Annotated in this window: 24 protein-coding genes and 2 pseudogenes; 8 read left to right on the top strand and 18 right to left on the bottom strand. The window is 58.7% G+C overall.

Going from position 1 to position 23025, the window contains the following annotated elements; translation table 11 throughout:
- Positions 1–20 precede the first annotated feature (20 nt).
- The 3 genes from ACA073_RS04960 to ACA073_RS04950 all read right to left on the bottom strand — a co-directional run bounded on the left by ACA073_RS04960 (position 21) and on the right by ACA073_RS04950 (position 1513).
- Positions 21–473: a hypothetical protein gene (locus ACA073_RS04960; protein ID WP_497402061.1), complete on the bottom strand. Its 453-nt coding sequence runs from the start codon at positions 471–473 to the stop codon at positions 21–23.
- Positions 474–749: 276 nt separating this feature from the next.
- A complete protein-coding gene (locus ACA073_RS04955; RefSeq protein ID WP_497402059.1) occupies positions 750–1196 on the bottom strand; it encodes a hypothetical protein in 447 nt (148 codons plus the stop codon).
- Between the two features lie 98 nt (positions 1197–1294).
- A complete protein-coding gene (locus ACA073_RS04950) occupies positions 1295–1513 on the bottom strand; it encodes a hypothetical protein (protein WP_497404248.1) in 219 nt (72 codons plus the stop codon).
- On the opposite strand from ACA073_RS04950, the gene ACA073_RS04945 reads away from it, so the two are divergent.
- Both ACA073_RS04945 and ACA073_RS04940 read left to right on the top strand, forming a co-directional pair.
- Entirely contained in the window at positions 1474–3396 is a 1923-nt protein-coding gene (locus ACA073_RS04945) for an alkaline phosphatase D family protein (protein ID WP_497402057.1), read from the top strand. The genes ACA073_RS04950 and ACA073_RS04945 overlap by 40 nt on opposite strands.
- 176 nt (positions 3397–3572) lie before the next feature.
- A complete protein-coding gene (locus ACA073_RS04940; RefSeq protein WP_497402055.1) occupies positions 3573–4097 on the top strand; it encodes a P-loop NTPase family protein in 525 nt (174 codons plus the stop codon).
- A gap of 110 nt (positions 4098–4207) precedes the next feature.
- On the opposite strand, the gene ACA073_RS04935 is transcribed toward ACA073_RS04940, so the two are convergent.
- Complete coding sequence (locus ACA073_RS04935; protein ID WP_497402054.1) at positions 4208–5383, bottom strand: aspartate aminotransferase family protein; 1176 nt, start codon at positions 5381–5383, stop codon at positions 4208–4210.
- A 102-nt stretch (positions 5384–5485) separates the two neighbouring features.
- Between ACA073_RS04935 and ACA073_RS04930 the strand changes: the two genes are divergently transcribed.
- On the top strand, positions 5486–6391 hold the full coding sequence (locus tag ACA073_RS04930) for a LysR family transcriptional regulator (RefSeq protein WP_497402052.1): 906 nt from the start codon (positions 5486–5488) through the stop codon (positions 6389–6391).
- A gap of 46 nt (positions 6392–6437) precedes the next feature.
- Here ACA073_RS04930 and msrA read toward each other — a convergent pair whose 3' ends face one another.
- From msrA to msrB, 3 genes and pseudogenes are all read right to left on the bottom strand, one after another.
- Complete coding sequence (gene msrA, locus ACA073_RS04925; protein WP_497402050.1) at positions 6438–7145, bottom strand: peptide-methionine (S)-S-oxide reductase MsrA; 708 nt, start codon at positions 7143–7145, stop codon at positions 6438–6440.
- Between the two features lie 30 nt (positions 7146–7175).
- Positions 7176–7389, bottom strand: a pseudogene (locus tag ACA073_RS04920) (cytochrome c biogenesis protein DipZ); the annotation flags it as partial.
- Positions 7390–7448: 59 nt separating this feature from the next.
- Complete coding sequence (gene msrB, locus ACA073_RS04915; RefSeq protein ID WP_497402049.1) at positions 7449–7967, bottom strand: peptide-methionine (R)-S-oxide reductase MsrB; 519 nt, start codon at positions 7965–7967, stop codon at positions 7449–7451.
- 150 nt (positions 7968–8117) lie between these two features.
- Here msrB and ACA073_RS04910 point away from each other — a divergent pair, with 150 nt between their 5' ends.
- From ACA073_RS04910 to ACA073_RS04900, 3 genes are read left to right on the top strand one after another with little or no spacing between them, the layout of a single operon-like run.
- Complete coding sequence (locus ACA073_RS04910; RefSeq protein ID WP_497402047.1) at positions 8118–8834, top strand: response regulator transcription factor; 717 nt, start codon at positions 8118–8120, stop codon at positions 8832–8834.
- The gene (locus ACA073_RS04905; protein WP_497402045.1) at positions 8831–10348 is read left to right on the top strand and encodes a sensor histidine kinase; all 1518 of its coding nucleotides are present in this window, start codon (positions 8831–8833) and stop codon (positions 10346–10348) included. The genes ACA073_RS04910 and ACA073_RS04905 overlap by 4 nt, the downstream gene beginning before the upstream one ends.
- 52 nt (positions 10349–10400) lie before the next feature.
- Positions 10401–10901, top strand: a complete 501-nt coding sequence (locus ACA073_RS04900; protein WP_497402043.1) for a hypothetical protein — start codon at positions 10401–10403, stop codon at positions 10899–10901.
- Here the strand turns inward: ACA073_RS04900 and ACA073_RS04895 are convergent.
- Positions 10897–10974: pseudogene (locus tag ACA073_RS04895) on the bottom strand (YqgE/AlgH family protein); the annotation flags it as partial. The gene ACA073_RS04900 and the pseudogene ACA073_RS04895 overlap by 5 nt on opposite strands.
- Before the next feature lie 158 nt (positions 10975–11132).
- On the opposite strand from ACA073_RS04895, the gene ACA073_RS04890 reads away from it, so the two are divergent.
- Entirely contained in the window at positions 11133–11837 is a 705-nt protein-coding gene (locus ACA073_RS04890; protein WP_497402041.1) for a hypothetical protein, read from the top strand.
- 352 nt (positions 11838–12189) lie between these two features.
- Positions 12190–13617 carry an aminotransferase-like domain-containing protein gene (locus tag ACA073_RS04885; RefSeq protein ID WP_497402039.1) on the top strand — a complete coding sequence of 476 codons (1428 nt, stop codon included), beginning with the start codon at positions 12190–12192 and terminating at the stop codon, positions 13615–13617.
- A gap of 132 nt (positions 13618–13749) precedes the next feature.
- Here the strand turns inward: ACA073_RS04885 and ACA073_RS04880 are convergent, their stop codons facing one another.
- From ACA073_RS04880 to ACA073_RS04835, 10 genes are all read right to left on the bottom strand, one after another.
- Positions 13750–14550, bottom strand: coding sequence for an N-acyl homoserine lactonase family protein (locus ACA073_RS04880; RefSeq protein WP_497402037.1), 801 nt, complete (start codon positions 14548–14550; stop codon positions 13750–13752).
- A 14-nt stretch (positions 14551–14564) separates the two neighbouring features.
- Positions 14565–15524: a diiron oxygenase gene (locus ACA073_RS04875; RefSeq protein WP_497402035.1), complete on the bottom strand. Its 960-nt coding sequence runs from the start codon at positions 15522–15524 to the stop codon at positions 14565–14567.
- A gap of 67 nt (positions 15525–15591) precedes the next feature.
- Complete coding sequence (locus tag ACA073_RS04870; protein ID WP_497402033.1) at positions 15592–16350, bottom strand: TauD/TfdA family dioxygenase; 759 nt, start codon at positions 16348–16350, stop codon at positions 15592–15594.
- 21 nt (positions 16351–16371) lie between these two features.
- A complete protein-coding gene (locus ACA073_RS04865) occupies positions 16372–17244 on the bottom strand; it encodes a branched-chain amino acid aminotransferase (protein WP_497402031.1) in 873 nt (290 codons plus the stop codon).
- 24 nt (positions 17245–17268) lie between these two features.
- Positions 17269–18609, bottom strand: coding sequence for a KamA family radical SAM protein (locus tag ACA073_RS04860; protein ID WP_497402030.1), 1341 nt, complete (start codon positions 18607–18609; stop codon positions 17269–17271).
- Positions 18610–18643: 34 nt separating this feature from the next.
- Positions 18644–19288, bottom strand: coding sequence for a glutathione transferase (gene yfcF, locus ACA073_RS04855; protein ID WP_497402028.1), 645 nt, complete (start codon positions 19286–19288; stop codon positions 18644–18646).
- A gap of 209 nt (positions 19289–19497) precedes the next feature.
- A complete protein-coding gene (locus tag ACA073_RS04850) occupies positions 19498–19965 on the bottom strand; it encodes a cupin domain-containing protein (protein WP_497402026.1) in 468 nt (155 codons plus the stop codon).
- A gap of 82 nt (positions 19966–20047) precedes the next feature.
- Positions 20048–20545, bottom strand: a complete 498-nt coding sequence (locus ACA073_RS04845; protein ID WP_497402024.1) for a RidA family protein — start codon at positions 20543–20545, stop codon at positions 20048–20050.
- 49 nt (positions 20546–20594) lie between these two features.
- Positions 20595–21875 carry an ATP-grasp domain-containing protein gene (locus ACA073_RS04840; RefSeq protein ID WP_497402022.1) on the bottom strand — a complete coding sequence of 427 codons (1281 nt, stop codon included), beginning with the start codon at positions 21873–21875 and terminating at the stop codon, positions 20595–20597.
- A gap of 42 nt (positions 21876–21917) precedes the next feature.
- On the bottom strand, positions 21918–23018 hold the full coding sequence (locus tag ACA073_RS04835; RefSeq protein ID WP_497402020.1) for an MFS transporter: 1101 nt from the start codon (positions 23016–23018) through the stop codon (positions 21918–21920).
- Between the last annotated feature and the right edge of the window lie 7 nt (positions 23019–23025).

Raw genomic sequence — 23025 nt, 5'->3', positions numbered from 1 at the left:
TATTTGATTCTTCCCTCAGGCTATTCAATCTGAATCGGCCCCTTGGTTCCCGCATCGCTGTCGGTCCAGTAATCCTCCCCCATCAGCCGCCGATCACCCTGAATCGTGAAAGTAATCTTGCCCTGCCGAAATTGCAGCGAGCCATCGGCGCGCTTGGCGTTCACCCGTTTGCCATTGACCCAGACCTGTTCCTTGGCATCGATTCGAATCGTGGCAACGGTCGCACCGGCATCGCTCTTGGCCACCCACTGCCCGGCGTAAGGCGTTTGAGCGTCTGAGCTGTCCCCCGCAGGGTTGGTGAACCCGGCCTTGGCATTTTCCGCTTTGGTCTTGTGGATATCGCAGCCCTGAATCTCGCTCAATTGGGTGCAACCGGATTGCTCAAGTTGTTTGCGGTATTTGTCGTTGATGGCGTAGGCCGGGGATTGCACAGCGATGAGAATGGCCAGTGCTGGCAGGATGATCCTGTTCATGAGTACTCTCTTCTGTTGAGCGCCCGCGGGTTGCATGGATATATCACTGTAACCGTGCCGCTGGCTCGAGGGATGCGGATCATGATCGCGGTCAATGAGCATGGACTGATCCGTTTCTGGATTATTGAGCGCACAAACTGTCAGGGGCGAAGCTGGATCTGATCGCCGGTCAGTACTGTGCCTGCGTTAAGCGATTTCAGCGTCAGCTTGCCGCCCGGTTATTGCGAACAACCTGGTGACGGCGGAAGCAATCACCAAGTAGCTTATATAAACTCGTTATTTCCACTCCCTGGCTTTCTCATCCCACGACCGTCCGCCGTCCTCCTCTTTAGTACCAGGAGCAAATTCCACGCCATTTTTTTTATAATTATCACTAAGATTTTTTAGTTCACCGTAGTCCGCCTCTACCTTCGTCGCTAATGAATCCAACTGCCGCTCTCTAAAGTCGTTATAGAGATTAGAGCCCTGTGGCGAATGGGCTTTATGACGATCGATCACTGCCAAATCATCTGCCATCCTGGCAAGCAACGGTTTTGACTGTTCAGCAAGCACAGTTCTCTGCATCTTCGATAGTCCCGAATCGTTAAGATTAACGATCATTTTGGAAACGCTTTGATTTACCTTGATTAGACTGTCCACTAATTTGTTTAGATCGCCCGCACGGGCAGTTTTATGATCAGTATTTATAGAACATGAAGAAGCCGGATTACTCGATACTTTCACTACTAACCTTCCAGAGAAAAACTATACGCGCACGAATATCTTATTCATCACCGAAAAAGACAAATCATCACAAGCTATACAAGCGACTAATTTAAACCCTATAACACCGCATAGTATTCATCTGTCAATTTTCGCTCTTTTATAAATCTTGCTTCACCCTCTGATTCTGCCTGGATCAGACCTGATTCCCACAAAAAACGGCGCACAATGCTTAACAGGCAACCGCAACCACCTGCGTTATCATCACCACCCTGTGCGCTAAGAGCCTTGACCCCGGATGTCTGTATCGTTGCCATTGCCTGACCAACAAATGTCATTGCCACCGGTCCTCGTCGGCCCGATGCTACGGCGCCTTGAGTCCACGCGCCTGGTGCTCTGGCTAGTGGGCACCCGGGTTTTGTCGCTAACGCTGCGCCTGCAAGGTGTTGGCGACATTCGCCTCGATGCCGGGCAATGCACAATCATCCCGGTCGGGACTCACGCCTTTATCCATTTGATCGATGTACCGCTGGACACCGCCCTGCCCTGCGACACGCTGATCGAGTACGACCTGCTGATTGATGACGCGATGACGGGCATCGCCGAATGGGCGCCGCATCTACTGTACGGTACGGCGCGATCTGCGAATTTTGTTTTGCGCTCGCGGATCGATCAACTGCTGCATGGCTCCTGCCGAAAACCTCACCACCCTGCCGCCGACGGTTTGCTCTGCGTCGATCGCTTGCTGGCGTCAGAGCATGACGCAACGGAACGTCCGGCGCTGCTGATGATGAGCGGCGATCAGGTGTACGCCGACGATGTCGCCGGGCCGACGTTGCGGGCCATTCATGCCTTGATCGCGCGGTTGGGCCTGTTCGGCGAACACCTCGAAGGCGCCGTGGTCAGCGACAGCGCCAAGCTCTATGAGCATGCGGCCAGCTACTACCATCGTGCGGATTTGTTACCGGCGCTGCAGAGCAACGAAACCCTGCGCGAGCGATTTTTCGGCGGTGCGCGTAAGCCGATTTTCACCAGCAGCAGTGCCGACAATCATCTGGTGACGTTCGCTGAAGTGATGGCGATGTACCTGCTGGTGTGGTCGCCGACACCCTGGACGTTGATCGCACCCAAACCGCCGAAACTGATTCCCGAACGCCGCGAGCGTTATGCGCTTGAGCAGACGCGCATCGATGATTTCAAGGCTGGCCTTGGCGGTGTTGCCCGAGCCTTCGCGCATCTGCCGTGCCTGATGATTTTCGATGACCACGATATTACCGATGACTGGAATCTTTCCGCGCAATGGGAGGAAACGGCCTACAGCCATCCGTTCTCCAAGCGCATCATCGGCAACGCGCTGATCGCTTATATGTTGTGTCAGGGCTGGGGCAACAATCCGGATGCATTTGGCGCGTTGCTGGAGAAGACTGACGGTTTCAGCGCGACCGGGGACGATGGCTATCTCGACAGCCCCGTACAGGACGCCTTGATCGATGAGCTGCTGAAGTTTCAACACTGGCATTACGTACTGCCGACCACCCCGGCGATGGTGGTGCTCGACACCCGCACCCGGCGCTGGCGCAGTGAGATGACGCTCAAGCAGCCCTCGGGTCTTCTGGATTGGGAAGCCCTGAGCGAGCTGCAACAGGAATTGCTCGATCACCCTTCGGCGATCATCGTTTCGCCGGCACCGGTGTTCGGCGTCAAGCTGATAGAAACCGTACAACGGGTGTTCAGCTGGTTCGGTTACCCACTGCTGGTGGACGCCGAAAACTGGATGGCCCATCGCGGCGCAGCGCAGGTGATCCTGAACATTTTCCGACACTCGCGTACACCGGGGAACTACGTGGTGCTGTCGGGCGATGTGCATTATTCCTTCGTCTATGAAGTGTTGATCCGACACCGCAAGGCCGGCCCGAGGATTTGGCAGATCACCAGCAGCGGCATCAAGAACGAATTTCCACCGACGCTGCTTGAATGGTTCGACCGGCTCAATCGCTGGCTCTATTCCCCGCGCTCGCCGCTGAACTGGCTGACCAAGCGCCGGCGGATGCGCATCGTGCCGCACGTCCCGGAGCATGCCGAGGCGGGTGAACGGTTGTGGAATTCGGCGGGGATCGGGCAGGTGTTCTTTAATGAGAAAGGACAGCCACAGGATATTTTTCAACACAACTCGGATGGTTCGCCGAAGACGCGGATGGTGGCGCCTGAGGGCGAGGACTGAAAGTGCGACCCGGTATGGCGGGTCATCCCCAAAACCTGTGGGAGCGGGCTTGCTCGCGAATGCGGTGCGTCAGTCGACATAAACGTTTACTGACACACCGCATTCGCGAGCAAGCCCGCTCCCACAGTTGAACGATGTCGCTTACTCGTACAGTGCGTTAACGCAGGCCACTGGATATGAATCTCGCTCGGACACTGATTATCGGCAACTCCGGGTCGGGCAAGAGCTGGCTGGCCGAGCAGTTGGCTGGACAACTGCAAGTGCCTTGGGTTGATCTGGATACTCTTTACTGGTTGTCCGACGAACACAGCATCGCCCGTCCACGCGCCGAAGCATTGGGCATGGCGCGGATCGCAGCAGATGAAGAACGCTGGGTGATCGAGGGCGTTTACAGCTGGATCGTCAGCGAACTTGTCCACAGGGCCACTGCGTTGATCTGGCTGTCTGTTGAAGATGAAGAGTGCGTCGCCAATATTCGCCAGCGAGAACAAAAACCGGATGGTGACGCGTTGTTGATGGCGTTGCTGGCGTGTGCCGGCAGTTATCGTGCTCGCGAAGACTCGAGTGGGTTTCCCGCGCATCAGCAGCTATTCGAAGGTTTCGTCGGTTCAAAAATCAAACTGATGAATCGAAACGAGATTACGGCATTCGCGGATACGGATGCCATGTTAATGACACTGAAGGAGACACCTATTCGGTAGGAGCTGCCGAAGGCTGCGATCTTTTGATCTTCAGCGATTCCGACCCTGCAGAAAATCAAGATCAAAAGATCGCAGCCGTCGGCAGCTCCTACATGGGTATCCAGGAGATGTCAGTCTGTGCTCACCGCCCGACCAACGCCTCTGACAATCATCTCCACCTCCCGCTCATCAATCGTCAGCGGCGGCAACAACCGGATGGTCTTGCCCCGTGTCACGTTGATCAACAAACCGTGGTCCCGGGCGGCGATCAATGTCAGGTCGCGAATCGGTTGCTTGAGTTCGATGCCGATCATCAGACCCTGGCCGCGAATTGCCAGGACGTTCGGGTCATCGGCCAGCTCTATGCGCAATCTGTCGAGCAAGCGTTCGCCCTGCACCTTGGCATTTTCCAGCAAGCCCTGTTCTTCGATGATGTCCAGCACAGTGCAACCCACGCGACATGCCAATGGATTACCGCCGAAGGTGCTGCCATGGCTGCCGGGGGTGAAGAGGTCGGCGGCTTTGCCCCGGGCCAGGCAGGCACCGATGGGGACCCCGTTACCGAGGCCTTTGGCCAATGTCATGACGTCCGGAACAATGCCTTCGTGCTGGAACGCAAACCACCGGCCGGTGCGACCGATGCCGGTCTGGATTTCGTCGAGCATCAGCAGCCATCCGCGCCGGTTGCACAGTTCACGCACGGCTTTGAGGTAACCCGGCGGGGCCAGTTGCACACCGCTTTCACCCTGAATCGGTTCCATCAGGATTGCCACAATGCGCGGGCCGTGGGCCTGTTGCACCTTGTCCAGCGCCTTGAGATCGCCAAACGGCACTTTGACGAAATCCCCCGGCAGTTCATTGAAACCCAGGCGTACGGCCGGGCCATCGCTGGCGGATAACGTACCGAGCGTCCGGCCATGGAAGGCATTTTCCATGACGACCACCAAGGGTTGCTCGATGCCTTTGCGCCAGCCATGCAGCCTCGCCAGTTTCAGCGCGGTCTCGTTGGCTTCGGCACCGGAGTTGTTGAAGAACGCCCGCTCCATGCCCGCCAACCGGGTCAGTTTCTGCGCCAGCCGCTGCTGCCAATCGATGCTGTAAAGGTTCGAGGTGTGCAGCAACAGCCCCGCCTGTTCGCTGATCGCGGAGACAATTTTAGGGTGAGAGTGCCCAACGTTGGTCACCGCCACGCCCGCCACCGCGTCCAGGTATTCGCGACCCGCTTGATCCCACAGGCGCGTGCCCAGGCCTTTAGTGAAACTTAAGGCCAGTGGTTGGTAAGTGCTCATCAGGCAGGTGGCGGTCATGACATCAAGCTCCATCAATAGTCGGTGTTTTTGCAGTATGGTTAGCCACCTGAACTGGATAAACGCTGCAACACTTCAATCATTTTAAAACTGAGCTTGATAATGGACCTGTTCCAGGCAATGACCGTTTACGTAAGAGTGGTGGAATCCGGCAGCATGACCGCCGCCGCTTATCAGTGCGAAATGTCTACCACCATGGTGGGCAATCACCTGCGGGCACTGGAGCAACGCCTGGGTGTGCGCTTGCTCAACCGTACAACGCGGCGCCAGCGGTTGACGGAATTTGGTACCGCGTACTACCAACGTTGCCTCGAAGTACTGGGGCTGGTGGCCGATTCCGAGCGCCTGGCCGAGCAAGCCCTCGACGAACCGAGCGGCACCCTGCGCATCACCGCACCGCTGACGTTCGGCACCGAAAAACTCGCGCCCGCGCTGAGTGAATTTTCCCTGCTGTGCCCGCGAGTCAAACTGGACGTAGTCCTCACCAATCGGCGCCCGGACCTGCTTGAAAACGGCTTCGACGTGGCGTTTCGGCTGGGCAACATGGAGCAGACAAACCTGATCGCCCGTCCACTCGTGGATTACACGCTGACCATGTGCGCATCACCGAGCTACCTGACGCGCCGAGGCAACCCGGAAAAACCTGATGACCTGCGACACCACGACTGCCTGTCCTTTGCCTACCCGGCCGGCGATGACTGGCACTCGGTGGAAAAGGAATGGCGCCTGACCGGGGCCGAAGGCGAGGTGGCTGTGGCGGTCAGTGGACCCATGCTGATCAACAGCTCCGCAGGTTTGCACCAGGCGGCACGCACCGGCATGGGCATCGTGCTGTTGCCCGACGCATTGGTGGAACAAGACCTCAAGGACGGGAAACTGGTGGCCGTGATGCCGGATTACCTGCCGCCTAACCGGCCGATGAGCCTGATGTACGCTCAGGATCGCTACCGCTTGCCGAAATTGCGCAGTTTCGTCGATTTCGCCATGGGGATGTGGGGCAAGCACTAGCGGGCAGAATGTGATTTCGGGGTGAACGTTGTGCTCGCCCCGCCTCTCACATCCCCGCCTTCACCAATACCGGTTTCTCCTGATACCGCTCCGGATATAACTTTTTCAACTGCGCCACTTTGGGCAAATCGTTGATCACGATGTACGGATAAGTCGGATGTTCGGTCAGAAAGTCCTGATGTTCCTCTTCCGCCGGGTAGAAACCGTTGTAGGTTTCCAGTGTGGTGACGATCGGTTTGTTGAACGATTTGGCAGCATCGAGCTGGGCAATGTAGGCCTGAGCGACACGCTGCTGCTCGCTGTTTGCAGGAAAAATTGCCGACCGGTACTGAGTGCCACGGTCAGGTCCCTGACGATTGAGTTCGGTCGGGTTGTGAGCGACGGAAAAGTAGATCTGCAACAAGGTGCCGTAGCTGACTTGAGCGGGGTCGAAGGTGACCTCGACAGATTCTGCGTGACCGGTATCGCCGTCGCTGACTCGTTCGTATCGTGCGGTGTTGGCGGCACCGCCGGCATATCCGGAGACCGCTTTCTTCACACCTTTGACATGCTGAAACACCCCTTGCACACCCCAGAAACAACCGCCGGCGAAGACCGCAGTTTCACTGGGGGCCTGGGTGGTTTCGTCGAGGACCGGAGGGGGAATGATGACCGCTTCTTCGGCAGCACCGAAAGAGAACGCCGAGCATTGACCGATGATGCCTGCGGCAGCCAGCCCCAACAGGGTGCGGCGCCAGGTGAACAGGGTTTTCATGAGGCTGACTCCTGAGAAATAAAGGGGCTATCAACCGAACGTAAAGGCATACGCAGAGACACCCGGATCGAGAAACTCGATGCTGGAGGTTCGGTCCGTGATGCCGCCGGGTTGGCGCACTGGATGTGGCCCGCTCCGAACCGACAGTCCATTGACCACCCAGGCTCCAGTCATTCAGGTTCAGTTGCGACGGAGGGTTGTAGGTCGTCGACTTGTCGGGAACCAGACTGGTTTCGGGGACGAATGCTCAAAACGAGGACCAGAAGCCACATAGCGTCGACCTGCATGAAGTGAAAGAGAGGGTTAAGCCGCCTGTGGCTTGAAGGTCATCGCCAGACCGTTCATGCAATAACGCAGGCCGGTGGGCTTGGGCCCGTCATCGAAGACATGCCCCAGATGACCGCCGCAACGCCGACAGTGAACCTCTTCGCGCAGCACGCCGAAGGATCGGTCCTGGCGGGTCGCCACGGCCTTGTCCAGCGGCGCCCAGAAGCTCGGCCAACCGGTGCGGCTGTCGAACTTGGTGGCGGAGGAGAACAGCGGCAGATCGCAACCGGCACAGGCAAATGTTCCGTCACGGTGCTCGTTGTTCAGCGCACTGCTGTAAGCCCGTTCGGTGCCCTCCTCGCGCAGGATTTCGTACTGCTCGTCACTGAGCAGGGCATGCCATTCGCCGTCAGTGTGCGTCACCTCGAAAACCTCCGCCGCGCTGGCTTCACTGACCAGTGCAGAACTGGCGGCAAATTTTGGCAATACACCGATCGCCAGGGCTGCAACCCCCAGCCCGCCGCTCGCTACAAGAAATTGTCGCCGTGAAAACATGGCCGTCTCCAAAATCCAAAGTGCCTTTCATGGAACACAGCCTAGGCTTGGGTTGATCGCCGAATCCTCACGGAAAGTTAAATAATTCGTGATAACTCTGGCCCTGGAAAACCCGCACAATGCGCTCATTGCGCCGAAGGATTGAGCTTGATGGAACCGACCAAACGCGTCCTCGTGGTCGAGGACGACCTGCATATCGCCGACCTTATCTGCCTGCATCTGCGCGATGAGCAGTTCGAGGTGGTGCACTGTGCCGATGGCGATGAAGGCATGCGATTGCTGCAGCAAGGAAGCTGGGACGCACTGATCCTCGACCTGATGCTGCCGGGTGTCGACGGCCTGGAAATTTGCCGCCGCGCCCGCGCCATGGCCCGCTACACACCGATCATCATTACCAGTGCGCGCTCCAGCGAAGTCCACCGGATACTGGGGCTGGAACTCGGCGCCGATGATTACCTGGCCAAACCCTTTTCCATGCTTGAGCTGGTCGCCCGGGTCAAGGCGCTGCTGCGACGGGTCGACGCCATGGCGCGCAACCTGAAAATGGATGCCGGCAGCCTGATCACCGACGGACTTTCCATCGATCCGATCACCCGCGAGGTGTCCCTCGACGGTCGGCGCCTCGACCTCACGCCACGTGAATTCGATCTGCTGTATTTCTTCGCCCGCCAACCCGGCAAGGTGTTCTCGCGCATGGACCTGCTCAATGCCGTGTGGGGTTACAGCCATGAAGGCTACGAGCACACGGTCAATACCCACATCAACCGCCTGCGGGCAAAGATCGAGGCCGATCCGGCACAACCGGCGCGCATCCTCACGGTGTGGGGCCGTGGCTACAAATTCGCGCACCGGGAGGAACAGCCATGAGGCTGACCCTGACGCAACGACTTTCTCTGGTCTTCGCCGTGCTGTTGCTGGTGTGCTGCGGCACTTCGGCATGGATGCAGGTGCGTTCCAACCAGATGCATGAACAGGAAGTGGTGCAAGGACTGTCGCGGGATCTGGCTCAACATATCGCTCGCGACACGGTGCTGATGGACACCCAGGGCCTGATGCCCGATGCCGTGCGTGACCTGTTCAGCAAGCTGATGCTGGTCAATCCCAGTGTCGAGGTGTATCTGCTCGACACCGAGGGCAAGATTGTCGGCAGCGCGGCGCCCGAAGGCCGGATTCACCGGGAACGGGTCGACCTTGCGCCCATCCAGCGCCTGCTCAAGGGGGATGCCCTGCCGATTCTCGGCGACGACCCGCGCAGCGTAGATGCGCGCAAAGTGTTCAGCGCCGCGCCGCTGAAGGTCGACGGCAAGCCCGCGGGTTATCTTTACGTGGTGTTGCTCGGCGAAGACCACGATCGCCTGGCGGAACGGGGCGCCACCAGTGCAGCCCTCAACACGGCCCTGCTGTCTATCGGATTGGTCGCATTGCTCTGCCTGATTGCCGGTCTCACCGCCTTTGCCTTGATCACCCGCCCCTTGCGACGGCTGACCGAAACCGTCAGCCACTTCGACATTGACGGTGTACCGGTGACGCCAGCGGCCTCAGCCCCGGTGGAAAAAACCGCCAGCCACGACGAAATCGCCATACTCGACGCCACCTTCCGGCAGATGCAGGCGCGCCTCAGCGAACAGTGGCGCTCGCTAACCCGTCAGGATCAGGAGCGCCGCGAACTGGTGGCGAACATTTCCCACGACCTGCGTACGCCTTTGGCGTCGTTGCACGGTTATCTGGAAACCCTGTCGCTCAAGGACGCCACACTGTCCCCCGCCGACCGTCGCCGCTACCTGGGCATCGCTCTGGATCAAAGCCGCAAGGTCGGCGGTCTGGCGCAATCGTTGCTGGAACTGGTGCGCCTGGAACACGGTTTCGTGCAGCCCGTGCTGGAGCGCTTCTCCCTGACCGATCTGGTGCAGGACATCTTCCAGAAATTCGAACTCACCGCCGAGGCGCGCCAGGTCGAACTGAAGGCCAGCTTCGCCCCCAACGTGGCGGCGGCCTGTGCCGACCTGGGGTTGATCGAACGGGTCCTCACCAACCTTTTCGACAACGCCCTGCGTCATACCCCTCCAGGTGGGGACATCGAACTGAGCTTGCGCCCACAAGGACCGTTTATCGAAGTCACCGTCAGCGACTCCGGCCCCGGCATCGCAGCTGAACTGCGCGAAGGATTGTTTCTGCGTCCGTTCAACATTGGCGGTGCACGGCGCGACGGCGGACTGGGGCTGCGAATCGTCCATCGGATCCTGCAATTGCACGGGCGCGATATCCAGCTGATCGATGTGCCTGGACGCGGTGCGACCTTTCGCTTCACGTTACCGGTCGATCAGCAAACGGCAGAGCAATGGGCTGTGCGGTCGATGAATCTGAATTCGCCGGGGAAATAGTTGCCGCAGCGGCTATGATCCCGACATCTTTTTTCGGCAAGGACGCTGTTCGATGCTCAACACCCTGCAAAACATCCCACTGTGGGTTTACGCCATATTTTTGCTGCTCTGTTACTACGGCATCAAAGCCCTTTCTCCGAGCCACGAAAGCAAAACTTCATTGCTGATCACACCGCCGATTTTGTTGGGCTGGTCGCTGTATTCGCTGGATCTGACGCTCAATCCCTCACTTTCTATAGGTTGCTGGCTGGCTGCGGTGATCGCGGGTAGCGGCGTCGCACTGTTGATTTTTTCCCGCAAGGGTATCGAACTGGATCAATCGCAAACCGCGCTGATCGTGCCGGGCACCGCAAAAACCCTGGTGCTCTACCTGCTGTTTTTTGCTGTTAACTATTACTTTGGCTATCAGGCCGAGGTTGATCCCGAGCACTCGGCCGCGCTGCCGATGGTGTTGCTCAAGGCGTGTGCATCAGGCTTTGCGAGCGGTTTGTTCTGCGGACGCTCGATCAGGTTTTATCAGATGTTCCATTCCCTCGAGACCGCCACTCTGTAGGAGCAAGCTTGCTCGCGATAAACCCAAGAGCGCTGCGGGGTGTCAGGCTTGCCGCGTCATCGTTGACGACCATCGCAAGCAAGCTCGCTCCTACAGGGAATGGAGGCAGTTCTTTCGTCCGCTCGCCTGTTCACCCGTGACAACGCCGCCTCGGTCCAATAGATTAGGCGCCCTGAAAAGGCCCAGCGCTTTCTCGCCTCAACCCCAGTTTAAAGAAGTAGTGAAATTTCAATGTCCGATTCCAACACCGCTGAATCCGTAGTCACCTTGTCATCCAAAGCGGAATACGAAAACTCCATCAATCTTTCACAGCGTGTAGCCCAGGCCAAGACCATCAGCGAGATGGTCCTGGACGCTTTCCAGTCCACCCGTGAAAGCGATCAGATCCGCGAGTTGCGCGCCGCGATTCGCCAGGCTCACGATAGCTTCGACGACGACAAAGCCTACGAACTGATGGGCGAACTCAAGCAGCTCAAGGACGCCGAAGCCGCCGACATCGCGGCGCTCGAAGACTTGAGCAGCAAATTTTCGATCGGCCGGATTCTCTCCAGCTTCAAGGACGATCCGGCGTTTCAGGAAATCGTCTACGGTTTGGCGCTGAAAGTGCTGAACCAGACGCATCAGGCCATCAGCAACCCGGCCAGTGGCAAGAGCAAAACGGTCCGCGCCAAGAAAGAAGTCGAAGTGTTTAACATCAGCAAGGATGGCGTGAGCGTCACCCTGCCGCTGCGCACACCGCGCTCGCGACTGAACGTTGACCGTGAAGCACTGGAATTTCTGGGCTTCACTTTCGTCGGCGAAGGCGACGAAGCCGAGTTGGAAAGCGAGACGTTCCTGGACAGCGCCGGGACCGAACAAGCGGTCAACCGCAAAAACATCATCACCGCGCTTCAGCAGCAAACCGCGTTCGATGGCTACAGCATCGCCGCGCAGTAACACGCACCATTGTGGCGAGCGAGCTTGATCGCTTTGGGCTGCGTAGCGGCCCCAAGAATCTGACTGCAATTGTCGATTTTTGTGAGTGCTACGCACTCAAGCGGGACGGTGCGGCGATCCGACAAGCTCCCTCGCCACAAATACCTCACTTGCACACTTGAATGCACAGCATTGAGCCCCGCCCTAAAGCGGGGCTTTTTATTGCCCGCGATTCCTGAAAAGCCCGATTACTCTCTCAGTATCGACGCCAGAAAACACGTCCCTTCACCCTTGAGCACCACGGGTCCGCCTGCGGGGAACGTCAACTCACTTTCCAGCCCAAGACTTCAGTGGTGCGATTGCTGAGGTCATCATGCACACGACGCCTTTGTACCGTCAGTTAGCCAACCACTACCTCGACGCGATCCGCAGTGGCACATTGAAAACCGGCGAACGCTTTCCCTCCATTCGGCTGATGATGGAAAAACACGCCGTCAGCCTGTCGACCGCCGTGCAGGTTTGCCGGGAGCTTGAGGACTGCGGCGTCCTGGAAGCCCGCCCGCGCTCCGGCAACTACATTCGCCAGCCGGACACCTTGCCCAAACCTGTCGCGACCGCTCCCCCGCTCCTCGACACCGGCACCTACCACGGCATTCACGAGCAAGTGTCATCGGTGCTCAAGGCCAGCCAGCGTGCGACGATCAAGGTCAATTTCGCCAGCGCCTACTGTGCGCCGGAGCTCTATCCGTTGAAGATTTTGCAGGAGCATATGATCAAGGCGCTGCGTCAGGATCAGCATTTGCTGGGTGCTCAAGGCTCGACCTGCGGCAACCTCTCACTGCGCAACATCCTGGCGCGACGGGCGCTGACCGCTAAAGCCAATTTGACTGCCGAGAAGATTGTGATCACCAACGGCGCGACTGAAGCGATCAATCTGGCCTTGCGTGCGGTCACCCGACCCGGCGACACGGTGGCCGTGGAGTCGCCGACCTTCTACGGCTTGCTGCAAATTCTCGAGAGCCTGAACCTGCGCGTGCTCGAAGTCCCGGCGACGGCCCACTCGGGAATCAATCTGTTGGCACTGGAACAACTGTTGCAAAGCCCCGAACGGATTCAGGCACTGATCGTCATTCCCAACCTGCAAAACCCGCTGGGCAGCATCATGCCCGACGCCAACAAGGCGCGGCTGGTGCAGCTGTGCGCCGAGCACGGCACCGTGCTGATCGAAGATGACACCTATGGTGACCTGGTGGATACCGAGCAGCCGTTGTCCACGCTCAAACACTGGGACCGCAGCGACAACGTGATCTATTGCGCCTCGCTGAACAAAACCCTGGCACCGGGCATGCGCCTGGGCTGGATCAGCGCGGGGAGATGGCACGAGCGCGTGGAAATGCTCAAACACACTCAGACCCGCGGCTGTGAGGCGTTGTCGCAACTGGCGGTAGGTGCGTTCATGAAAACACCCTCCTACGAGCGTTACCTGCGTCGTTTAAGGAAAACGCTGACGCAACAACGCCAACAGATGCGTGCCGCGATCACGCGCTATTTCCCACCGGGGACCTGCGTGACCGACCCTCGGGGCGGCACATTGCTGTGGGTGGAACTGCCTCGACACTATTCGTCCATGGCGCTTTTCCATGAGGCGTTGAAGGTAGGCATTCAGATTTCGCCTGGGGATATCTTTTCCAATACCCAGCGCTTCGATCACTTTGTGCGGATAGGTTGTGGGGCGCCGCGTTCGCCGAAGATAGATGAGGCGCTGGCCACTCTGGGCCAACTCCTCAAAAACCAGGGCTGACCTCTTCCTGTAGGAGCGAGCTTGCTCGCGAAAAACGTCCGGATAAACGCGGTCATTCAGACAGCACGCATTATCGTTGACGACCATCGCGAGCAATCGAGCGTCGACCGGCTGCTCCTACAGGGAATGCGTTCAGGCCGGATTTTGGTGAAGGCAGATGATATGCGGGTCGTCATTCCAGTGCGGAAAACGCTCGGCAATCAATGGGTCATGACCGGGAATAATGTGGTCTTCGCTGTCGGCCAAACGATCGATTTCGATAAACGCTTCAAGCGTCTGCGCCAGATCATCCAGGATCGGAAACGGACTGCGCTGGCGAATGTTCGCCCACAAATGCGCCGCATCAGACGCCAGAACAATCCACCCTCGCCCCGTGTTCACCCGCACCACCTGGCTACCCGGCGTATGACCGCCCACCGGATGCAGAGTCACGCCGGGAATCACTTCGACTGTGCCGGTATGCAAGCGCAACCGGCCTTCGAACAGCGGTGGCAGCGCCGACATCACATCTTCGACCTCGTAGGTTTTGTTCACCGTGCGGTGGGCCATTTTCGGACCGGTGCAGAAGCGCAGCTCCGCTTCCTGCAAATGCACCGTGGCCTTCGGAAACAACCCCAGGTTACCAGCGTGATCCCAATGAAGATGCGTGAGGACCAGGTTGTCGACCTGCGCCGGATCAATGTCCAGTTGACGCAGGGATTCTTCCGGTAGGCGATACATCTGACGGTTGCGCCGATCCGCCGTGGCCGGTTGAAAACAGGTGTCGACCACGATCACCTGCTGCTCGTTGCGAATGACCCAGAAGTAGTAATCCAACGGCATCGACGCATTGGGATCACCGCAGCAGGCGTCGTAAAGAAAGTTCTCCCGGGCGGTGCGCTGGGCATTGGCGCCGACACGGATGGCGAATACTTCGTACACAGGAACGGACATTTTCACCTCCTGAATCAGGCCACAGCCGCCGCTTTGAGCGTCGGACGGAAGTCGAAATCGATCTCGTCGGTAATCCCCAGATCCTGCGCCAGACGATGCAGGCCGCTGTAGTCACGCATGATCGTGGCGTTCTTGTTGCTCTCCCGGGTGTCGGCAATGATCAGTGCAGCATCCTCGACGCCGAGCTGCGTCAGAATCGCCTCCCACATCGAGTAGTCCTGAGCGACAAAGGCACTCAGCGCCACCGACAACGTCTGTGCGAAAAATGCCCGTTGGGTCGGCTGCATGTTGGCGTACATGACCTTCGCCACCTCAGCGAGAATCTTGCTGTGGGCGTATTCGTCGCGGTTATGCAGTTCTGCCACGCGGCGGTTTTGCGGTTGAATGGTCTGATCGTCGGCCAGCAGATCCAGGTAAGCGTTGACGCTGATCTCGGCCACCACCGCAAAGGTGATCGCCGCCAGGTCGCGCTGCCACTGCTCGGGCAACGCTTCGCGCAGCGCAACAAGGCGCAGATAGGTGACCGACGGCGGCAGCTCCAGATCCTGATCGAGCGCGCGTTCCTCTTTGGTTCGCTCGATGGCGCGAAGGTGCATGAGCGTGTGGTAGTGCTCGTCGATCAACGTCTGCTGCATCGCCTCGCGAAAATGCCAGTCGTTTTTGCCCAGGTACTGATTGGCGATGACGCTCAGCGCCGGGTTCACCACGTGCTCTTCGGCCGTGACCGTACGCAGGTTGTAGCCAATCCAGCCCCAAGTCACCACGGTGCTTTTGAGCTCGTCGCTGAGGGCCTGGAATTTCGGGTGATGAAAAAACGGCACCATGCACTCCGGATAATCCGGGCGTGCCGGATCGAACGCTTCGCTGACCGAGGCCTTGTCCGGCGCGCACACCGTGGCCCTTTTGGTCCAGGCCTGATTGAGCCGCACGACCAGTTGATGATCGACCTTGGCGATCTCGATTGCTGTTTGCATGACGCGATACCTGTAGGACGCGTACCCGCCGAGGGGTACGCCGATGGAATAGTGGGCGACGGATGAATCAGGCCAGCCAGTAGCGGGTCAGGTTTCGCGCCGGGTCAGTGTATCGACTGCGGGCGTGGATCATTCGCCAGTTGTCCCAAATCAGCATGCAGCCGTCGGGAATCAGCACCGGCGTGTTGTGCTGGATGAAATATTCCTCGCCGAGCATCGCAAACCTGGCCAGCGGCGATGAACTGTTCGCCACCTTCGATTGCTGCAGATCGTCCTCGGAAGGATTCACATCGCCGTAGTGAAACTGGTTGTAACTGAAGCGGAAAATATCCCCGTCCTCTGTAGGCGTCAGGATGTATTCCTTGACCCTGCGTTGCGCGGCTTCTCCGGGTTTGGCGGTGGCCACGAACTCTACGGGGGTGTCGTCGATCCATTCGCGCAATTCGGGTTCGGCGCGTTCGAGGAACGCCAGGAACTTATACCCGTCCACCAGCCCGGTATGCCCGCCACCACACGTGGCCTGATGATGACAATGCAGCGCCAGATAGCGCGGCGGCGGTCCGTAGACCGGCGCTTCGGTGTGCGGGCCGATGCCGTTCATGCTCTGGGAGTACGGCAACGCTTCATACCCCGGCTTGCGGGTAATGGCGAACGCAGTCTGTCCGTTGAATTGCGGAATGACCGGACCGAAGTCATGCAGCGTGCCTACGACATCGTCGGCAAATTCGTCCGGTGTCAGCACCGTCCAGCCACGGGACGACAATTCTTCTTGGCGGTGGCCCAGTGAAACGTAAGGTGTAGACGCAACAATCCCTTGATCTGACATGGTGGTGTTCCTGGCGGTTTATCAGGCGTTAACGGTTGAGGTGTAAGCGGCAATAAAGTCGCGGCAGGCGCCGCCCGGTCGATAGCGCTGCTCGTCGATGCTCTGTACGGGGGTGATTTCGGCAGCGGTGCCCGTCAGAAAACACTCATCGAAGTCGCCAAGCTCCGTAGGAAGAATCGTGCGCTCGACCACCTGGTAATCCAGCGCCCCGGCCAATTCGATAACGGTCTGGCGGGTGATGCCATTGAGGAAGCAATCGGGCAGCGGCGTGTGCAGCGTCCGGTCTTTGACGAAGAACACGTTGGCGCTGGTGGCTTCGGCGACGTGGCCCCGCCAGTCGAGCATCAGCGCATCGTGATAACCACTGTTTTCCGCATCGTGCTTGCTGAGCGTGGCGATCTGATAATGACCGGACGCCTTGGCTTCGAACGGGCTGCTGCTCGGCGGCGGACGACGCCACTGCGCGGTCTTCAAGCGAATACCGCCCATGTGCCCCGCCGGGTCGAAGTAACTCGGCCATTGCCAGCAGGCGATCGCTACGTGCACGCGGTTGAAGCGGGCCGAGGTGGAAATCATTTCACTGCCGCGCCACGCCACCGGCCGCAGATAACCGTCGACCACGTTGTTGCGTTGCAGCAGTTCATGGCTGGCCGTTTCCAGTTCGGCCAGCTCATAGGGAATCGCGAAATCCATCAACTGTGCCGAGCGATACAGCCGCTCGCTGTGTTCGCGCAGTTTGAAGATTTTGCCGTTGTAGACGCGCTCCCCTTCATACACCGTACTTGCGTAATGCAGACCATGGCTCAGCACATGCAGTCGCGCCTGGGACCACTCGACGAACTCGCCGTCGAGCCAGATAAAACCTTCTCGCTGATCAAACGGAATACTGCTCATGTCCCTATCTCCTGATGAATCGTCCTACGCCGTTTCGAGCAGGACCGGTATCAATTCGGGCGCTGCAACAGGCTCCGGCTGAAAGAAAAACGAGCGCTCACCAAACGCCGGTCGCAACTCATCGAACCAGGTTGCTTGCGGATCGAATCGCGCATAGAACGTGCGCAACACCCACTGCGGATCGCGCGCCTGAAGAAACTGCAACACGAAGACTTTTTCCCCGGCCACGGTCTCGATGCCGTTGATCAACACCTTCCCGTAAAACGTGCTCATGGACGGCCCGCGCACCGTGCGCGCCAACCCGGACACCGTTCGGTAAGCCGCCTGAAAAATCCCGAACGCCCGCGCCAGCGGCATCGCGAAGTAATGGCTAGGCCCGGTATCGCGCTCGACAAACATGTAATAAGGCACCGCTCCCAGCCGCACACCTTCGGTCCAGAGTGCCGCCCAATCGGCGGAATTTTCGTTGATGTGGCGGATCACCGGCGCCTGCATGCGCAAGGTCGCGCCGGTGGAGCGAATGCGCTCAACGGCCTGACGGGCGATGTCCTGGCGGATCTCCACCGGGTGGTTGTAGTGGCCCATGACCGACAGGTGCTTCCCCGCCGCGACGATCCGTTTAAACAGATCCAGCAGCTCCGGCGCGTCCTTGTCGCTGACAAACCGTTGCGGCCAATACGCCACGGACTTGGTGCCGATGCGGATGCTTTTGAGGTGAGGCAGTTCCAGCAGCGGCTCGATGTACCCCGCCAGTGAGCGGGTGTTCATGATCATCGGATCGCCACCGGTGATCAGCACGTCGGTCACCTCGGTGTGCACCCGCAGGTAATTCACCAGCTCCTGGGACTCACGCGCGTTGAACTTGAGTTCTTCCTCGCCGATGAACTGCGCCCAGCGGAAACAGAACGTGCAGTACGCGTGACATGTCTGACCGGCACCGGGGAAAAACAGCACGGTCTCGCGGTACTTGTGCTGTATGCCCGGCAGGATTTTTCCGTCCAGGGTGGCGCTGTTGTGCGTCAGCTGCCCGGCCGGATGGGGGTTCATGCGCAGCCAGATCGCCTCGATCCGGCGCTTGATGGCGACGGCGTCATCGCGCTCGATCAACTGTTTAAGCGACGCGTACTCGTCCGGCAACAGCATGTCCTTGTGAGGAAAGGTCATGCGAAAAATCGGATCATCCGGAATGTTGTTCCAGTCGATCAATGTGCCCAGGACATATTCATTGGTGCGAAACGGCATGACCCGGGCGACGATGGTCATGGCTTCCTGCAACGCTGGCGTCAGTTTTTGCCAGTACGGCGTGTCGCGGATGGTGCGTGAGTTATAGGGTTTGTATCTTTCCTGCTCCGACAGTCCCTGCATGGCAGCGCTCCTGGTGATTGCCTGGCGTTTTTTTTTACTGATGGGCCGGCGCTGCGCGCTCTATATCCATCCAGGCCCGGACGCTGTCGCGATCCCATTGCCGGCGCACATACGCCGCGAGCCGCGCAGGAACCTGATCGCCATTGGCAACCAGTCGGTTGAGCATGATTGCCAGGTCCGTGTCGGCGATGCTCCAGTCACCGAACAGGTGATCGGCGCCCTCCTCCAGCAACCGGTCGGCGACAAAGAACAGTCTTCCGACAGCTGCCTGGGCTTCGTCCGACAACGGGGTGTCTTTCTTGCCGAAGTAAATGAGGTCCGCCGGGCGCTCTTTGCGAATGACCAGCAGATCACTGCGCAACCAGGCCTGGAGTTGACGAGCGCGGGCGCGCTGCTTGAGGTCCAGCGGGAACAGTTTTGGATGCCCCGGCGCTATCTCTTCCAGATATTCGGCAATGGCCGAAGATTCCGACAGTGCAAAACCATCGTGAACCAGCGTGGGGATTTTGCAGGTCAACGATACATCACGATAACTTTCCAGATAGTTCTCGCGCGCTTTCAAGTCCAACATGACAAGTTCAAATGAAAGTTGCTTTTCCTTCAACGCCACACATGCCGACATCGCAAAAGCACTGACAAAATCTGCGCCAACATAGAGTTTCAGCTTCGTACTTTCCATAGAACGCTCCCTTGCACTAACCACAATAATCCATTGCATTGGAGCCGATCGTAGTTAGTTGATTAAGCGCTGAACAGATACAGAAATTATCTGTTTCTACGGATACAGAAGTTCAAAACACACCTGGCCAGGAGGGGTAGCAGAAATGAAAAAGGGAGTCTGCGAATGCGGACTCCCTGGTGGGCAAAAAGAGGGGAAGGTTGAGCGTGTCAGACCGTGGCGTCTGCCGCAGTGGAGAGCTGCGCCATTTGGGGCAGGTTGCTCATGTTCAGCATGGCCAGCGGTTCAGTGGCGCTGGTGTTGACGAAGCCGTGCCGGGTCCAGGCCGGCACCAGCATCACGTCGCCGGGGCTGATGCTCACTGCATCGGCATCGCCCAGGGTCAACGTGCCGCTGCCGGACTGAATGATGAACAGGTGCCACCACGAATGCGCATGGCCATTCAGCGTCGTGCCCGGTTTCAACCATTGCATGGACACCGCCATCCCCGGCGTCAACTTGCAGCCTTCGGTGCTGTTGCCGTGAGCCAGCGCGACAATATCGACCTCGCTGGCCTCGAGGCTCTGACGCATGTCAGTCAGTTCACCACCCTTCCACACCCGTGCACTGAGCGGCGGCGGGTTCAAACTCTGGCGAAAGTCCTTATATGAAAAAAACTCACCTTGAATGTTATTCATCCACAAACACCGACTTATTATCGACTTAAGTGACCAGACACTAGGCGAACAATCTATTACTGTAAAGCCGGCCCACTAACACTCACAACACCGAGGGCCGCAGCGCCACAATCATGTCAACTTCTACGGCGGCATTTTTCGGTAACTGATAGACGCCGACAGTGGTTCGGGTATGTTTCCCCGCATCGCCCAACACATGACTGAAAACATCCGATGCGCCGTTGGCGACTTCACTGAGGTCAACAAAGTCTGCCGTGGATTTCACGTAAACCGTGATGCGTATCAGCGACTTTATTTTGTCCAGCGAGCCAATGGCGTCAACGATCAAGGCCAGGCCGCGCATGGCGCTGATGCTGGCGGCGGCTTGAGCGTCCGTCAGGCTGAGCTCCAGCCCCACCCGGCCGGGGTACTGCATCTTGCCGCTCATGCGCGGTACCAGACCGCTGAGGTAGAGTTCGTCCTGATGCCGTATCAGCGGGGCGTAATGCCCGCCAGCCGTGTTCTCGCCGTAGATGTCATAGTCGAGTTCTTTCGCCAGGGCGATGAAGCGTTCGTCACACGACATTTTTTTTTCAATCATTGACCCAACCCTCTTAACCAATAATGCTTGAAACATTGATCCCGAAGGCTCAGCCCGCGACTCTCGCCGGCGCTGCCAGACAGGTCACTTCGACGCGTGACTCGATGGCCTCTGCCAGGCGCAGCAGGTTGTCGCTGAGCTGTCCGTAGTCTTCGCTGAACAATACGATGTGACCGATAAACGACGTGTTGTCTTTCACCAGTGCGGTGACTGAATCACTGAGGCGCTTGGCGTACACCGCCTCGACCAGCTCGATGTTCAGCTCCCGGGCCAGGGATTCGATGTCCGGCACGTAGCGCAAAAGACCGCCGGCCGGCGCCCGCAGCAGGCGAATGCCGCAATAACCACGGGCAACGGGATCGTGATGCTCGACTTTGCCTTCCACCGCCCACCTGACCCAGCGTTCCCACGGATCGAAATCGACAAACGCCAGACGTGCCAGGTCCCAGATGTGCATGCCACTGGGGCGCATATTGGTTTCCACCGCCGAGGTCAGGCCGTCGCGGCGCAGGAAGATCTCGTTGTGATAGGCACCGTTTTCCAGCGAAACCAGTCCGGACATATGCCGACCGGCAGCCGCCAGGCGCGCCTGTACGTCAGCCGCCAAGGGGGCCGGCACCACCTGCTGGATTTCCGCGCGATAGGCACCTTCGGTGGTGGTTTTCTCGGTGACCCAGGTGCTGCCCGCGACGTAATCCCAGCTGTATTCCCGGGCGTTCTGAATCAACTCTTCGAGGACGATGCCGCCTTCGCGATACGGCTTGAGCGCCTGCCAGGCCTCGTCGCATTCGGACGGATGATGGATGACCCGACAACCTCTGCTCGCACCTTCGCAGGCCGGTTTGATGAAGGCTTTGCCGCCCAGTTCGACCACTCGCTGACGCAGTTCGCCGAGGCTTTCGATGCGTGCGGAAAACACCGGACGGTAATCCTCGGGTGCTGTGCCGGCGGCCGCTTCCAGCTTGCGAAAAATCTGTTTATCCAGCCCCGCACGCGCCTCGCCAGGGGTAATGCCGGGCAGGCCGAAATGCGTGGCCAGCGCGGCCCCCAGCAACACACCACGGTCGGAAAAAGGCAGGACGCCTATCAGCTTCCAGCGATCGGCACTGAGGCAACCGACCAGCAGGTCGACGGAATCGGCGATGTCCAGCGGCGCCATTGAGGCCGTGCAGACGTGATCCGCCACCTGATCGTCATCGGCTTGAATCTGCTCGACCACCAGGATCAGCCTTGCGTTATAGAGATTCTTGCAGAGGTCGCGCAGCTTCTGGATATCGTGAACCCGATTGCCGTTGTACCCGACCACTACTACGCATGACGTCGTATTCATGAAGCCTCCGACCTGTGGAGTAAAAAATGCAAACGCGGTGACTCAGTCGTGCAGTGACGCGTTGGATCTACGGTTGAGCCAGTACCAGGCGAGGATGCCGCCCGCACCGATGGCAGCCAGTACCAGGGCGCTGTAGGGCGGTGGCATGACCCGCATGATCAGCACCGTCAGCCCGGCGCCGACGCCCAGGGACACTTCCTTGACGAACATGTTGTTTTGTTTGACCGAGAAGTAATCGAGGTAGCTGAACGCACACTCGGCGATGGACAGCAGCGCGACCCAGATCAACGCGCCGGCGAGGGTTTCGACGTGGAACGCATCCGGCGACGAGAGCACGGCGAAGCCGCCGATGATGATCCCGATGACAGCGACCACTTTGAAGCGCCCGGTGCGCTCTATCAGTTTCATCACCGGCACCTGGGCGAACACCACCACGGCGCTGTTGAGGATCAGCATCAAGCCATACCAGGCCGGCAATTCACCGGTCTTGAGCAGGATCGCCTGGGGCAGAATCGAGAACACACCAAACAACTTGATGCCCATGATGACGCCGGCGATCACCCACGGCAGTTTGTTGCGCCAGCCGCTGCCGTCATGGGTCACCGGGCTTGCAACCACCGGTTGGGTGGTGAACGTCGCGCCCATGGCAATGGGCAGGCACAGCAGAACGAAACCCGCGGCGCCGAGGAAAAACAGGGTTGGAGTCAGCAGCGGTGACAGCAGAATCAGCCCCGCCACCAGACTGCCCATGTTCATGGCGACGCGGTTGTAGGCCGCCCCCTCTTTGGTCTGGGCGGCTTCGCTCTTGATCAGGTAACCGGCAATCGCGATGCCGTAGGCGAATAACGCGGCGGCGAACATCACCATGCCCTGGTTGCTGGTGACCGCCAGCAACACCAACCCGAGGGCGGCACACAGCAGCGTAACGCTCAGAGACCGACGGCCCAGCACCAGCAACGTCAGCGGCAGCAGCAACAGCAAGGCCCGATAACCGAGGGCGAGGACGCTGTTGGTGGCGGTGTCGAGCCAGACGTTGGCCTTGCCCAGCACGGCAAACAGCGACACGGCGGTGATGATCCGGATCGTGAACAGGCGAATGTTGATCACCGGTTTGGCGACGGCGATCGTTGTTTGAACACTCATGCAACAC

The organism is Pseudomonas sp. LBUM1670, assembly GCF_059695695.1.
Note: the sequence above shows the minus strand (reverse complement) of the source record. Positions and strands in the feature narration are given on the sequence as shown.

Coding starts and splice junctions, on each gene's coding strand:
- ACA073_RS04870 (WP_497402033.1), bottom strand. CDS start 16,350: ATGTCAGATCAAGGGATTGTTGCGTCTACACCTTACGTTTCACTGGGC.
- ACA073_RS04950 (WP_497404248.1), bottom strand. CDS start 1,513: ATGACATTTGTTGGTCAGGCAATGGCAACGATACAGACATCCGGGGTC.
- ACA073_RS04930 (WP_497402052.1), top strand. CDS start 5,486: ATGGACCTGTTCCAGGCAATGACCGTTTACGTAAGAGTGGTGGAATCC.
- ACA073_RS04910 (WP_497402047.1), top strand. CDS start 8,118: ATGGAACCGACCAAACGCGTCCTCGTGGTCGAGGACGACCTGCATATC.
- ACA073_RS04845 (WP_497402024.1), bottom strand. CDS start 20,545: ATGATTGAAAAAAAAATGTCGTGTGACGAACGCTTCATCGCCCTGGCG.
- ACA073_RS04890 (WP_497402041.1), top strand. CDS start 11,133: ATGTCCGATTCCAACACCGCTGAATCCGTAGTCACCTTGTCATCCAAA.
- ACA073_RS04940 (WP_497402055.1), top strand. CDS start 3,573: ATGAATCTCGCTCGGACACTGATTATCGGCAACTCCGGGTCGGGCAAG.
- ACA073_RS04875 (WP_497402035.1), bottom strand. CDS start 15,524: ATGCAAACAGCAATCGAGATCGCCAAGGTCGATCATCAACTGGTCGTG.
- ACA073_RS04850 (WP_497402026.1), bottom strand. CDS start 19,965: ATGAATAACATTCAAGGTGAGTTTTTTTCATATAAGGACTTTCGCCAG.
- msrB (WP_497402049.1), bottom strand. CDS start 7,967: ATGTTTTCACGGCGACAATTTCTTGTAGCGAGCGGCGGGCTGGGGGTT.
- ACA073_RS04835 (WP_497402020.1), bottom strand. CDS start 23,018: ATGAGTGTTCAAACAACGATCGCCGTCGCCAAACCGGTGATCAACATT.
- ACA073_RS04905 (WP_497402045.1), top strand. CDS start 8,831: ATGAGGCTGACCCTGACGCAACGACTTTCTCTGGTCTTCGCCGTGCTG.
- ACA073_RS04865 (WP_497402031.1), bottom strand. CDS start 17,244: ATGAGCAGTATTCCGTTTGATCAGCGAGAAGGTTTTATCTGGCTCGAC.
- ACA073_RS04885 (WP_497402039.1), top strand. CDS start 12,190: ATGCACACGACGCCTTTGTACCGTCAGTTAGCCAACCACTACCTCGAC.
- ACA073_RS04960 (WP_497402061.1), bottom strand. CDS start 473: ATGAACAGGATCATCCTGCCAGCACTGGCCATTCTCATCGCTGTGCAA.
- ACA073_RS04860 (WP_497402030.1), bottom strand. CDS start 18,609: ATGCAGGGACTGTCGGAGCAGGAAAGATACAAACCCTATAACTCACGC.
- ACA073_RS04935 (WP_497402054.1), bottom strand. CDS start 5,383: ATGACCGCCACCTGCCTGATGAGCACTTACCAACCACTGGCCTTAAGT.
- ACA073_RS04880 (WP_497402037.1), bottom strand. CDS start 14,550: ATGTCCGTTCCTGTGTACGAAGTATTCGCCATCCGTGTCGGCGCCAAT.
- ACA073_RS04840 (WP_497402022.1), bottom strand. CDS start 21,875: ATGAATACGACGTCATGCGTAGTAGTGGTCGGGTACAACGGCAATCGG.
- ACA073_RS04945 (WP_497402057.1), top strand. CDS start 1,474: ATGTCTGTATCGTTGCCATTGCCTGACCAACAAATGTCATTGCCACCG.
- yfcF (WP_497402028.1), bottom strand. CDS start 19,288: ATGGAAAGTACGAAGCTGAAACTCTATGTTGGCGCAGATTTTGTCAGT.
- ACA073_RS04900 (WP_497402043.1), top strand. CDS start 10,401: ATGCTCAACACCCTGCAAAACATCCCACTGTGGGTTTACGCCATATTT.
- msrA (WP_497402050.1), bottom strand. CDS start 7,145: ATGAAAACCCTGTTCACCTGGCGCCGCACCCTGTTGGGGCTGGCTGCC.